The 12,626-nt window shown below is 73.2% G+C and carries 12 protein-coding genes; 3 read left to right on the top strand and 9 right to left on the bottom strand.

The features are described from left to right. Positions 1 to 131: 131 nt before the first annotated feature. The 5 genes from ACIRL2_RS12525 to rimP form a co-directional block, all read right to left on the bottom strand. Complete coding sequence (locus ACIRL2_RS12525; RefSeq protein ID WP_395862144.1) at positions 132 to 425, bottom strand: DUF503 domain-containing protein; 294 nt, start codon at positions 423 to 425, stop codon at positions 132 to 134. Positions 426 to 628: 203 nt separating this feature from the next. Next, positions 629 to 3,811 carry a translation initiation factor IF-2 gene (infB, locus tag ACIRL2_RS12530; protein WP_395862142.1) on the bottom strand — a complete coding sequence of 1,061 codons (3,183 nt, stop codon included), beginning with the start codon at positions 3,809 to 3,811 and terminating at the stop codon, positions 629 to 631. Between the two features lie 98 nt (positions 3,812 to 3,909). Beyond that, positions 3,910 to 4,278 (bottom strand): YlxR family protein, encoded by a 369-nt coding sequence (locus ACIRL2_RS12535; protein ID WP_395862788.1) that lies wholly within the window; start codon positions 4,276 to 4,278, stop codon positions 3,910 to 3,912. 8 nt (positions 4,279 to 4,286) lie between these two features. After that, entirely contained in the window at positions 4,287 to 5,309 is a 1,023-nt protein-coding gene (gene nusA, locus ACIRL2_RS12540) for a transcription termination factor NusA (protein WP_395862140.1), read from the bottom strand. Positions 5,310 to 5,312: 3 nt separating this feature from the next. After that, entirely contained in the window at positions 5,313 to 5,861 is a 549-nt protein-coding gene (gene rimP, locus ACIRL2_RS12545) for a ribosome maturation factor RimP (RefSeq protein ID WP_402231891.1), read from the bottom strand. Between the two features lie 235 nt (positions 5,862 to 6,096). Between rimP and ACIRL2_RS12550 the strand changes: the two genes are divergently transcribed. From ACIRL2_RS12550 to ACIRL2_RS12560, 3 genes are read left to right on the top strand one after another with little or no spacing between them, the layout of a single operon-like run. Further along, positions 6,097 to 6,570, top strand: coding sequence for a hypothetical protein (locus ACIRL2_RS12550; RefSeq protein WP_402231893.1), 474 nt, complete (start codon positions 6,097 to 6,099; stop codon positions 6,568 to 6,570). Next, complete coding sequence (locus tag ACIRL2_RS12555) at positions 6,567 to 7,052, top strand: ferritin-like domain-containing protein (RefSeq protein ID WP_395862134.1); 486 nt, start codon at positions 6,567 to 6,569, stop codon at positions 7,050 to 7,052. The genes ACIRL2_RS12550 and ACIRL2_RS12555 overlap by 4 nt, the downstream gene beginning before the upstream one ends. Next, positions 7,049 to 7,966, top strand: a complete 918-nt coding sequence (locus ACIRL2_RS12560) for an aminoglycoside phosphotransferase family protein (RefSeq protein ID WP_395862132.1) — start codon at positions 7,049 to 7,051, stop codon at positions 7,964 to 7,966. The genes ACIRL2_RS12555 and ACIRL2_RS12560 overlap by 4 nt, the downstream gene beginning before the upstream one ends. Positions 7,967 to 8,020: 54 nt before the next feature. On the opposite strand, the gene ACIRL2_RS12565 is transcribed toward ACIRL2_RS12560, so the two are convergent. The 4 genes from ACIRL2_RS12565 to ACIRL2_RS12580 form a co-directional block, all read right to left on the bottom strand. Next, positions 8,021 to 8,548, bottom strand: a complete 528-nt coding sequence (locus tag ACIRL2_RS12565; protein ID WP_395862130.1) for a GNAT family N-acetyltransferase — start codon at positions 8,546 to 8,548, stop codon at positions 8,021 to 8,023. Positions 8,549 to 8,672: 124 nt separating this feature from the next. Next, on the bottom strand, positions 8,673 to 9,530 hold the full coding sequence (locus tag ACIRL2_RS12570; protein WP_395862128.1) for a GNAT family N-acetyltransferase: 858 nt from the start codon (positions 9,528 to 9,530) through the stop codon (positions 8,673 to 8,675). A gap of 124 nt (positions 9,531 to 9,654) precedes the next feature. Next, the gene (locus ACIRL2_RS12575) at positions 9,655 to 11,148 is read right to left on the bottom strand and encodes an alpha/beta hydrolase (RefSeq protein WP_402231895.1); all 1,494 of its coding nucleotides are present in this window, start codon (positions 11,146 to 11,148) and stop codon (positions 9,655 to 9,657) included. Further along, positions 11,145 to 12,596, bottom strand: a complete 1,452-nt coding sequence (locus ACIRL2_RS12580; RefSeq protein WP_395862125.1) for an alpha/beta hydrolase — start codon at positions 12,594 to 12,596, stop codon at positions 11,145 to 11,147. Before ACIRL2_RS12580 ends, ACIRL2_RS12575 begins: the two co-directional genes overlap by 4 nt. Between the last annotated feature and the right edge of the window lie 30 nt (positions 12,597 to 12,626).

The raw sequence follows: 12,626 nt of genomic DNA on the forward strand, positions 1-12,626 counted from the left end.
ATCCTCCTGCGATTGCTCGGCATTTCGGCGGAACCCCCCGCGCCCGGGGTCACCGGACGCGAGGGCCGCTCTCGTTGCTTGTTCTTCTTCGGTGTTCGTGCGCTGCCCGTTCGACCCGGGTCGAACGATCGTCAGTCGTCGTCCCCGTACACCCTGCGGCGTGCGGAGAGCAGCTCCAACTCGGGCCGGCCGGCGACCAGCCGTTCACAGCCGTCCAACACCTCGGCACATCGTTCGACACTCGCGGAGACCACCGCGATGCCGATCACGCTGCGCCGATGCAAATCCTGATGCTCCACCTCGGCGGCGGCAACGGCATTCTTGCGCTGAAGGTCCGCCAGGATGGGGCGGATCAGAGATCGTTTTTCCTTCAACGAGTGCACATCGCCGAACAGCACATCGAGGCTGATGGTTCCCACAAACATAGGCGACGGGCCTGGCCGGCCCGGGAGGCCTCGGGTCGGGACCGCTGGGGCCACCGACGAAAAGAACCGGGCTCGCACGTCGCGGCCCGGACACCACTGGTCACGCTTGCTCTGCTCGTACTGCGAGACGCCGGATCCGCCCGGTGTGCACCGGGCGGATCCGTCGTATCGGTTCAGCGGTTCGATCGGTTCGAGCTACCGGGTCAGCCTCGCGGCTTCTCCCGCATCTCGAACGTCTCGATGATGTCCTCGACCTTGATGTCGTTGAACGAACCGAGGTTGATACCGCACTCGAAGCCCTCGCGGACCTCGGTGACATCGTCCTTCTCGCGACGCAGGCCCTCGACGTTGAGGTTGTCGGCGACGACCGACCCCTGCCGGATGATCCGCGCCTTGGTGTTGCGCTTGATCGTCCCGCCGGTGACCATGCAGCCCGCGATGTTGCCGAGCTTGGAGGAGCGGAACACCGCGCGGATCTGCGCCGTGCCGAGCTGCACCTCTTCGTACTCGGGCTTGAGCATGCCCTTGAGCGCGGCTTCGATCTCCTCGATGGCCTGGTAGATCACCGAGTAGAAGCGAATGTCGACGCCCTCGCGGTCCGCCATCGTCCGCGCCCGGCCCTCCGGCCGGACGTTGAAGCCGATGATGATCGCGTCCGAGGCCATCGCCAGGTTGACGTTGGACTCGGTGATCGCACCGACACCCCGGTCGATGATCCGCAGCTCGACCTCTTCGCCGACCTCCAGGTTGAGCAGCGCGTCCTCCAACGCCTCCACCGAACCGGAGCCGTCACCCTTGAGGATGAGGTTGAGCTGCTGCATCTCGCCGGCCTTGAGGGCCAGGTCGAGGTCCTCGAGCGAGATCCGCTTCGAACGACGGGCCAGCAGCGCGTTGCGCTCCCGAGCCGCCCGCTTCTCGGCGATCTGGCGCGCGGTGCGCTCCTCCTCGACCACGAGGAAGTTGTCACCGGCACCCGGCACCGAGGTCAGACCCAGCACCATGACCGGACGGGACGGCGCGGCCTCGGTGAGGTTGTTGCCGTTCTCGTCGATCATCGCGCGGACTCGGCCGTACGCCTCGCCGACCACGATCGCGTCGCCGATGCGCAGGGTGCCGCGCTGGACCAGGACGGTCGCGACGGGGCCGCGGCCCTTGTCGAGGTGACCCTCGATCGCGATGCCCTGGGCTTCCTGGTGCGGGTTGGCGGTGAGCTCCAGAGCCGCGTCCGCAGTCAGTACGACCGCCTCGAGCAGCTCGTCGATGCCCAGGCCCTGCTTCGCCGAGATGTCGACGAACATCGTGTCGCCGCCGTACTCCTCGGCCACGAGCCCGTACTCGGTGAGCTGGCCACGAACCTTGGTCGGGTCCGCGCCTTCCTTGTCGATCTTGTTGACCGCCACGACGATCGGCACGCCGGCCGCCTGCGCGTGGTTGAGCGCCTCGATCGTCTGCGGCTTCACGCCGTCGTCCGCCGCGACCACGAGGATCGCGATGTCCGTCGACTTGGCGCCGCGGGCACGCATGGCGGTGAACGCCTCGTGACCCGGGGTGTCGATCAGGGTGATCTTGCGGTCGATGTCGTTGACCGTGGTCGCGACCTGGTAGGCACCGATGTGCTGGGTGATGCCACCGGCCTCGCCCGCGATCACGTTCGTCTTGCGGATCGCGTCGAGCAGGCGGGTCTTGCCGTGGTCGACGTGACCCATGACGGTGACCACCGGCGGACGCGCCTCGAGGTCGTCCTCGTCGCCCTCGTCCTCGCCCCATTCGAGGTCGAAGGACTCGAGCAGCTCGCGGTCCTCCTCCTCCGGGGAGACGATCTGGATCACGAAGTCGAGCTCGCCGGCCAGGATCTGCAGCTCCGCGTCACTGACCGACTGGGTCGAGGTGAGCAGCGAGCCGAGGTTGAACATGATCTGGACGAGAGCCGCGGGGTTCGCGTTGATCTTCTCCGCGAAGTCGGTGAGCGAGGCACCGCGCGACAGCCGGACGACACGCCCGTTGCCGCGAGGAGCCATCACGCCACCGGCGGACGGAGCCTGCATGTTGTCGAACTCTTGACGACGCTGACGCTTCGACTTGCGCGCGCGGCCCGGACGCCCACCGGGACGACCGAACGCGCCCTGCGTGCCGCCGCGACCGCCGGGGCCACCACGACCGCCGCCGCCGGGACGACCGGCGAAACCGCCGCCGCCACCGGGACGACCCGGAGCGCCGCCGCCACCACCGGGACGGGGACCGCCGAAGCCGCCACCGCCGCCGCCGGGACGACCGCCACCGCCGCCGGCACCCGCCGGACGACCGCCACCGCCGCCACCGGGACCGCCGGGACGACCGGGCGCACCGCCGGGACGACCGGGACCGCCGGGGCCACGAGCGGGCGCCGGACGGTTGGGCATCATGCCCGGGTTGGGACGCGGGCCACCGGGGCCTGCGCTACCACCGGGACGGGGACCCGCGGGGCCACCCGAACCACCCGGACGCGGGCCACCGGCCGCAGGACCCTGCGGACGCGGCGGCATGCCACCGGGAGTGGGTCGACCGGCGCCACCGGCGGCCTGCGGCCGCGGCATGCCGGTGCTGCCCGAGGTGAAGGGGTTGTTGCCCGGACGCGGGCCGGCGGGACGCGTGCCACCCGGACGGGGGGCACCTCCCTGACCGGGACCACCCGGACGCGCGCCACCGGCGGACGGAGCGCCACCGGTACGCGGACCGGAGGGACGCTCGCCACGCTCGGGACGATCGCCGCGCTCGGGACGGCCACCGGGGCCGCCCTGACCGCCACCGGCCGGACGCGGACCCGGACGGCTACCCGCCGGACCCGAGGAGGCCGCCGCCGGACGGTCCGAACGCGGACCGCGCTCGGCCTGGCCGCGGTCGCCCTGACCACGCTCGGCCGGACCGCGGTCGCCGGGACGCGCCGCCGGGCGCGGGCCCGGAGCCGGCGCACCGGCCGGACGCTGACCCGACTGCGCCGCGGGACGCTCCGCCTGACGCGGGGCGGCCGGAGCCGCCTCCGCGGCCGGCGTGGCCGGCACCACGGGCGGAGCGGTGCTGCCCTGGGGGGCCGGGCGCGGCGCCGGGCGCGGGCCCGGGGTCGGCGCACCCGCCGGGCGCGGGCCCGGAGCGGGGGCAGGACGCGCCGAGGCGCCCTGCGGGGAACTGGGGGTGGCCGCCTGCGGCGCGCCCGAGGGCGCGGGACGCTGGGGCCGGCGGGCGGGCCCGCCTTCCGTCTTGAGTGCTTCCGTCAGTTTGCGAACAACCGGCGCCTCGATCGTCGAGGACGCCGAACGAACGAACTCACCGAGTTCTTGGAGCTTGGCCATGACGACCTTGCTCTCGACTCCGAACTCCTTGGCGAGTTCGTATACCCGGACCTTTGCCACGTCGCTCCTTCTGGTCCGGGGTTGGTCGTCCGCCGGACCGTCACTACCGCATGTCTGTACTCATCGCGTACTCATCGAGTGCTCATCGCAATCTCGACCTACTTCCGACTCGCGAGGTACTGCTTCGCTGGACCTGTCCGACCGACCTCTGACAACCCATCACCGCTCAAATAAGCACGCAGTGGTGCCGAGTCCAGCGGCCCCGGCACGCGCAAAGCCCGAACGAACGCCTTTCGACGCTCAGCCTGGGCCAGGCACTCCGGATCGGGGTGCAGATGCGCGCCCCGTCCGAGCATTCGGCCGCGGGGGTCGGGGACACAACTGCCCTCCACCGCCACGACCCGCAATAGGTCGGCCTTGGCCGCACGCTGCCGACAACCTACGCACGTTCGGCACGGAGAGGCAGTGATTTCCTGCTTCTCCACCGTTGTACGAGGGCATGCTCGGGCTCGCCTGCGACCAGACATGTTCAAGTCTACCGCTCCTCACCGCGGCCTGGTTCGGTCGACCGTCCCCGGTCGTCCGATTCCCCGGTCTCGGTGTCCGGCCGGATGTCGATGCGCCATCCGGTCAATCGCGCGGCAAGGCGGGCATTCTGCCCTTCCTTGCCGATCGCCAGCGAGAGCTGGTAGTCGGGCACCGTCACCCGGGCGGAACGCGCGGCGAGGTCCACTACCTCGACCTTGCTCACCCGGGCCGGTGACAGCGCGTTGGCCACCATCCGCGCGGGGTCGTCCGACCAGTCGACGATGTCGATCTTCTCGCCGTTCAACTCGGCCATGACGGCACGCACGCGTGCCCCCATCGGCCCGATGCACGCGCCCTTGGGGTTGAGCCCGGCCCGCGTGGAGTAGACGGCGATCTTGGAGCGGTGGCCGGCCTCGCGGGCGATCGCGGCGATCTCGACGCTGCCGTCGGCGATCTCCGGAACCTCCAGCGCGAACAGCTTCCGCACCAGGTTGGGGTGGGTGCGCGAGAGCGTGATGGACGGCCCCTTGGGCCCACGCCGCACCTGTACGACATAGCAACGCAGGCGCATGCCGTGCGCGTACCGCTCGCCCGGTACCTGCTCCTGGGGCGGCAGGATCGCCTCGATGCGACCCAGGTCCACCAGGACGTTGCGGTTGTCCTTGCCCTGCTGGACCACGCCGGCGACGATCTCGCCCTCACGGCCGGCGAACTCGCCGAACGTGATCTCCTCCTCGGCGTCGCGCAGCCGCTGCAGGATCACCTGCTTGGCGGTGGTCGCCGCGATCCGGCCGAAGTCGTCCGGGGTGTCGTCGAACTCGCGAACGCGCTGTCCGGCCTCGTCGGTCTCGGTCGCCCACACGGTGACGTGCCCGGTGGCACGGTCCAGTTCCACGCGCGCCTTGGGCAGGCTGCCCTCGGTGCGGTGGTATGCGATCAACAGGGCCGATTCGATGGCCTCGACCAGGAGGTCGAACTTGATCTCTTTTTCGCGCTCAAGCCCGCGCAGGGCGCTCATGTCGATGTCCACGTCCTACGCCTCCTCGTCCATGGTGTCGTCGTTGTCGATGTCGTCCTCGACCCCGGTGTCCTCGTCGTCCTCGGCGTCGGCCGCCGGGTCCGCGCTCTTGCGGTTGAACTCGACCTGCACGACCGCCTTGGCCACCTCGTCGTAGGTCAGCCGGCGCGGCTTGCCCTCGACGTCCAACTCCACGCCGTCCGCGTCGCTCGCGCCGATCCGGCCGGTGAGGGTGCCGCCGTCGTGCAGGTGGACTTGGACCAGCCGATCCGCCGCGCGGCGCCAGTGGCGCTCCAGCGTCAGCGGGCGGTCCACGCCCGGGGTGGTGACTTCCAGTTGATAGGGCAGGCTGCCGAGCACGTCGCTCGGGTCGAGCACGTCCGAGACGGCCCGGCTGACCTCGGCGACCTTGTCCAGGTCGACGCCGCCGTCGGCGGCGACCATCACACGCAGCACCCGACGCTTGCCGGCGGGGGTGAGGGAGAGATCCTCCAGATCCACGCCCACCGTCGATACCACCGGCTCCAGCAACTCCCGCAGCCGGTCCAACGTGGTGGTGCTCATCCGGGTGACTCCTCGGCTGCGTGTGCTGTTGTCTCAAGTGCGTCGACCGCCCGGGGCGGGTCGGGGAAGGACAACAGTATCCGGTCCGGAGGCCATCTCGCGCACGTCCGCCCGGCGTACGCCGGATGTCCGCCGAGGTCCGCACGCCCGCATATGCGGTAGCGTCCGACACGGCCGGGGCCGGCGACGGACACCGGACATCGCACATCACGGACGAGGTTCAGGAGCGGGACGCATGCGCGACGCGGGGCCGACGCGACGGGCCGTCCTGGGCACCGTGGCCGCGGCGACGATCGCCGCGGCCGTCGTCGGTTGCGACGACGACGGCGGGGGCGCGGACCAGGGTCGACGCCGGGTCGACGACGCGGCGCGCGAACGGGCGTACGCGACGACCGGGGCACTGCTCGCGCACTACGACGCGGTCGCCGCGCGAGACGCCGCCCTGGCCGAGCGGATCCGGCCGCTGTCGCTCGAACTGCGCGAACACCTGCGCGTGTTCGCCGGGGGCGCGTCGCACTCCGCGCCGCCTCCCGCCGCCGCGCCACAGGACGCCGCCGCCACGGGCAGCGCGGTCGCCGACCGGGCGCAGCAGGCGTCCGACGAGCGGCTGACCGGACTTGACGCTCTCTCCCCCGAACTCGCCCGCCGACTGGCCGCCACCGCCGCGTGCCTGGCGGGTCACGCCCAACTGCTTCGGAGCGCATCGTGAGCACGCCGCGACCGGCCCCGTCCGGGTCCGCCAACCCCGAGATCCGGGCGCTGAGCGAGGCGTTGCAGGCGGAGCACGCGGCGGTCTACGGCTACGGCGTGGCCGGTGGCCGGCTGACCGGTGCCGCGCGCACCCAGGCGCGCACCGCGTTGGACACGCACCGGGCCCGTCGGGACACGATCGCGCGGCTGATCACCGATCGGGGCGCGGCGGCGCCGGCCGCGGCGCCCGCGTACACGATCCCGTTCCCGGTGGGCACGCCCGCGGACGCGACCCGGCTCGCGGTGCACCTGGAGGACGGGGTCGCGGTGCGTCTGGGCGAGTTGGTGGCCCTCGCGGGCGCCCCGCTGCGGAACGAGGCGGCGGGCTGGTTGCGCGAGACCGCCGTATGGGCGGTGCGCTGGCGCGGCACGAGTACCCCCTTCCCGGGGCTGCCCGCGTCGACCGAGCCCGGTACGCCGACGGCCGGGGGCCGCACGTGAGCGATCGGGTCGAGGTGCCGGAACGATTGACCCGGACCGCGCTGCGCTGGTGCGGCGAGGAGGTCGCCCGCCCGTGGCTCGCCGGGCTGCCGGACGCGGTCGCCGAGTACGCGCGGCGCTGGGGGCTGACCGTCGAGCGGCCGATCATCCCGGGCGGCGCGCTCAGCCTGACCTTCCTGGTCCGGCTCGCGGACGGGACGCCCGCCACCCTCAAGCTCGGCCTGATCGACCGCTACACCGCGCACGAGGCGGCCGCGCTCGCGTTGTGGGACGGCGTCGGGGCGGTCCGGCTGTTGGACGGTGACCCGCAGCGCGGCGCGCTGTTGCTGGAGCGGCTCCAGCCGGATGTGTCGCTGCGCTCGCTGGCCGAGGACCGGGCGATGCTGGAGGCGGCCGAGGTGGTCCGCAGGTTGTGGGTGACCCCGCCCGCGGACTGCACGATCGAGCCGGTCGCGGATCGGGCCGGGCACTGGGCGGAATCGATCCCTCGCCGGTACGCGGACCTGGCCGGCCCGTGCCCCCGGGCGCTGGTGGACGAGGCGGTGGCGCTGTGCCGCGAGTTGGCCGGCTCGCAGCCCGAGGTCGTGGTCCTGCACACCGACTGCCACCACGGCAACGTGCTGGCGGGTACCCGGGCGAAGTGGCTGGCGATCGACCCGCGCCCGATGCTCGGCGAACGCGCCTTCGACCTGGGCCCGCTGGTGCGGGACCGGATGGCCACGGTGGTCGCCGAGCCGCGCCCTCAGGCGCTGGTGCGGCGGCGGGTGACCTGGCTGGCGAACGCGTTGGATCTGGACGCCGAGCGAGTGCGCGGGTGGGCCCTGGTGCAGGCGTTGGCACTGGGCCTGTGGTGCGTGTCCGTCGACGATCCGGCGGGCGAGGACCTGCTCTCCGTCGCCGAGTGGCTCTCCTGATCCGGTGCTCGCGAGGCCCCGCCCGGATCCGGCGTCGGGCGGGGGTCGGGCCGGTCAGGTGAACGGCAGGATCGCGCCCATCACCGCGTAGGGACGTTCGTTGCCCGGGAACAACACCGGGCGGGCCAGGTCCCGGAACCCCAGGCCCCGGTACAACCGGCGGGCCGGGGTCTGCTCGTCGATCGCGGACAGCAGGATGTGCGACCGGTCCTGTCCCCGGCACAGCAGGGTGATCAGGGTGCGTCCGATGCCATGGCCCTGCCAGCGCGGCAACACGTGCAGCTCGCCGACCACGAACGACTCGTCCAGCCAGGCCCGATGTCCGGCCCGGGCCAGGTGCGGCTCGATCACCAGGCTCCACCACTGGTCGGTGAGGTTGGGGTAGCCGTAGCCGAATCCGACCAGCCGACCCGCGTCGTCGAACGCGCCCAGGGAGCGCACCCCGGCGAAGGTCGCGTGCCGGCGCATTATCCGCTGCCGCACCGCGATCTCGTCGTCGGCCAGACCGAACGCGCCGGCCTGGACGTCGACCGCCTCGTCCGCGTACTCGGCGAGATCGACGACCCGGCACGTCCACTCCATCAGCACACGCACTCCCTCGGGGCCGGGTCCCGCCGCCGCCCACGCACCACCGGCTCGGGCCGCGGACAAACGCGCCTGATCGGAGCGTGCCGTGTCGACCCTGGCCACATCCGCTGCGGCCCCATCAGAACAGCACGCTCATGAAGGTGCCGGTCTCGGCGAAGCCGACCCGCCGGTAGGCCGCGCGCGCGGGGCCGTTGTAGCTGTTCACGTACAGGCTGGCGATCGGGGCGACCTCGCTGAGCGCGTGGCGCAGCACGGCGGCCATGCCGATCTCGGACAGGCCCTCGCCGCGCCGCTCCGGCGCCACCCACACGCCCTGGATCTGGCACGCGTGCCGAGTGACCGCGCCGATCTCCGCCTTGAACACCACCCGGCCCTCCTCGATCCGGGCGAACGCGCGACCACCGGCGATCAGTTCGGCCACGCGCGCGCGGTACAGCGTGCCGCCGTCGCCGATCAGCGGCGAGACGCCGACCTCCTCGGTGAACATCGCCACGCACGCGGGCATCATCAGATCCAGTTCGTCCGGACGCACCCGGCGCACCAGCGGATCCGCCGCCACCTCGCGCGAGGGCTGGTCGGCGACCATCAGCGGCTGGATCGGGCGGACGTCACGGGCCGGGCCCCACACGGGTTCGAGCAGCCGCCACAGATCGGCCGCCGCCTCGGCCGGGCCGACGATCGACGAGCAGCGCCGGCCCTGGCGGCGGGCCCGCTCGGCGAAGGAGCGTATGGCGTCCGGGCCGGCCTCGACCGGGACCAGGTTCGCGCCCGCGTAGCACAGCGAGGTGAGCCGACCGCTCTGGTAGTACCCCCACAGTTCGCCGCCCAGCCGCCACGGATCGACGCCCGCGAGTCGGACCCGGGACGCGACGAAGACGTTCGTGACGGGGTCACGGTCGAGCAGCGCCTGGACGGCGGACAGGTCGGTCCCGTCCAGGACTTTGGTGGAAACCGAGCTCAGCACGTGCCTCACCATGCCATCGGGCGGACCTTGGGGAAATGCCAGTCTTGCGGCACCACCCTATGCAGGTCCGGGCCGCGCGCGCCGCCCGGGAGGCGACGGGTTCTGCGACCGGGGCCGGCGGCCCCCCGCGGGCGGGTCAGCGACGGAGCCGGGGAACCGCCGATCGGCGCGGGAGGGGCTCGCTCGACGCGGCGCCGGCGCACTCGGTGTCCGTCGCCGGCAGGGTGCCGTCGACCAGGTAGGCGGTGCCTCGCTCGTCGACGCATCCGCCGTCGACGAGGTAGTGCCCGTGGTTGCCGTTGTCGCGCACGGTCAGCAGTCGCGAGGAGGGCAGCGCGGCGTGCATGCGCAGGGCCCCGTCGTAGGGCGTCGCCGGGTCGCCGACGGACTGGATCAGCAGTACGCCGGGCAGCCCGGCACCGTCGATCCGGGTCGGCGGCGCGGTGTTGCTCTGCAGGTACAGGCACGCGCCGGGGGAGGCGATGGCCGCGCCCAGCGCGCCGTGCCGGGCCCGGAGCAGGGCCATGTCGCGCTCGAACACCGACTCGTCGGCCGGGGCGGGCGCGTCCGCACAGGTGACGGTCTGCATCACCGACTCGAAGTTGACCTCGTCCTCGGTCGCCGGCTTGCGCCCGGCGATCAACGCGGCCGGATCTCCCGACGCGTAGTCCGCGAGCGCGTTGGACATGCTCGCCCAGTCCCGGTCGGTGTACAGCTTGCCGAGCGTGTACTGGTCGAGTTCGACGCCGCCGAACACGCCGGCCGCCGGGCGCGCGGCGAGTTCGGTGCGCAGTCGCTCCCAGGTCGCCAGCACGGCCGGCGGGGTCGAACCCAGGTGGAAGCGGTCGGCCCGTTCGGCGGTCCACGCGGCCCACTCGCGCCGGCGCGCGTCGAATCCGGCGGCCTGGAGGAAACCGGTCTCGTACCAGACCCGGGTCGGGTCGACCAGGCTGTCCAGGAGCATCCGGTGCACCCGGTTCGGGAAGAGCTGCCCGTAGACCGCGCCCAGGTAGCTGCCGTACGAATAGCCCAGGATCGAGAGCCGGGCCGCGCCGAACGCGGCCCGGACCAGGTCGAGGTCGCGCGCGATGTCCCGGGTGCTCAGGTGTGGCAGGAGGTCCGCGGCGGACGCGCGGCAGCCGTCGGCGAACGCCCGGGCGGCGGCCAGGTGCGCCGCCCGGCCGGCGGGCATCGCCGGGTCGGGCTTGGGCCCGCGGCCGAACGTCGCCGGGTCGGTGCACCTCACCCGGGTGCTCGTGCCGCGCCCGCGCAGATCGAAGCCGATCAGGTCGTAGGCCCGGCGTACCCGTTCGGGCAGGCCGCCGGCCAGTGCCGCCATCGAGCCGACGGCGGCGGCGCCCGGACCGCCGAAGTTGACCATCAGGATGCCCTGGTACTCGGCCGCGGTCCCGGTCGCCGCGACCTTGGAGACGCCGACCCGGATCCGCGGGCCCGCCGGGCGGGCGTGGTCCAGCGGCACGCCGATGTCGCCGCAGCGCTCCCCCGGCGCGGTGCCCGACGGGCAGTCGCCCCACACGATCGGCTCGGTCTGTGCCCGGGCGGGCGCGGCGGCGGTCAGCACGGCGGCGGTCAGCGCGCCGGCCAGCAGGACGCGGACGGCGCGGGTCACGATTCCTCGCAGGTGGTGTCGCGGCCCGCGGGGAGCGTGCCGTCGGTCAGATAGGCCGCGGCGGCCCGCAGGACACAGTCGTTGGGCTGGAACGCGAGGATTCCGTGGTCGCCCTCGCCGAGCACGGTGATCAGATGCGAGGACGGCAGCGCGTGGTGCAGCGCGCCCGCCCCGGCGGGTGGGGTGGCCGGATCCCGGGTGCCCTGGATCAGCAGCACCGGCGGCAGGCCGCGGCCGTCGATCGTGGGCGGCGTGCGCGGGGGCACCGGCCAGAACGCGCAGGGCGCGTTCAGCCACGTGTTGGACCAGGTCACCAGCGGCGCGACCCGATCCACGGCGCGGGCGTCGCGGTCCCAGACCGACCAGTCGCGCGGCCACGGGCCGTCGTGGCATTCGACGGCGGTGTAGATCGCGGTGCCGTTGGCGTCCTGCGCGGTGGGCGGGCTGTACAGCGCGGCCAGCGGCGCCGGGTCGCCCGCGTCGTGGGCGCGCAACGCCCGGGCGAACCCGGGCCAGGTCTGCGAGCCGTACAGGATCCGGGTGGCGATGTCGCGCAGCTCCGCGGGGCCGACGGTGCCGCCGGCGGGCTCGGCCCGGACGCGGGCGAGCACGCGGGCGAACACGTCGTCCAGGTCGGCGCCCTCGGCCGCGACGAAGTCCCGCCAGCGGCCCTGGAAGGCGACGTCCTGCCGCAGGTTGGCGCCGTACCAGATCTGGTCCGGGCGCGGGTCGACGACGCTGTCCAGGATCATCCGGTCGACCCGCTCGGGGAACGACTGCCCGTAGACCGCGCCGAGATAGGTGCCGTACGACCAGCCGATGAAGGAGATCCGGGGTTCGCCCAGCGCGGCGCGGACCAGGTCGAGGTCGCGCGCGTTCTCCGATGTGCCCAGGTGCGGCAGCAGGTCGCCGGCCCGCTCGGCGCAACCTCGCGCGTAGTCGCGGGCCCGCTGGACCAGGCGCTGTTCGTCCTGCGCCGTGACGGGCACCGGATCCGGCTTCGGCGCCCGGTCGAAGCTCGGGTCGACGCACGAGATGGGGTCGCTGTGGTGGTTGCCGCGCGGGTCGACACCGACGATGTCGTAGCTCTGCCGCACCCGTTCCGGCAACGCGTGTCCCACCAGATCGGCCAGCCACATGCCGCCGCCGCCCGGGCCCCCGGGGTTGACCACGATCGTGCCGAGCCGGGGCTTGCCGCCCAGGGCCCGCGCCATCGAGACGCCCAGCGTGGTGGTGGGCCCGTCGGGGCGGGCGTGGTCGACCGGGACGGCCAGCGTCCCGCAGCGCAGTCCGGGTGCGGCCACATCGGCCGGGCATTCGCCCCAGGCGATGCCGGGCGACACCCGGGCCGGTGCTCGCCCGCCCGGGTCGGGACCGCCGACGGGGCCCGCCGCGGTGCCCACGATCATGCCGGCGACGGCCAGTGCGGCCACGATGACGCGTCCCACGCGCGACGCCCCTCCCCCGGGGGCGATGCC

The organism is Embleya sp. NPDC127516, assembly GCF_044765325.1.
Classification (GTDB): domain Bacteria; phylum Actinomycetota; class Actinomycetes; order Streptomycetales; family Streptomycetaceae; genus Embleya.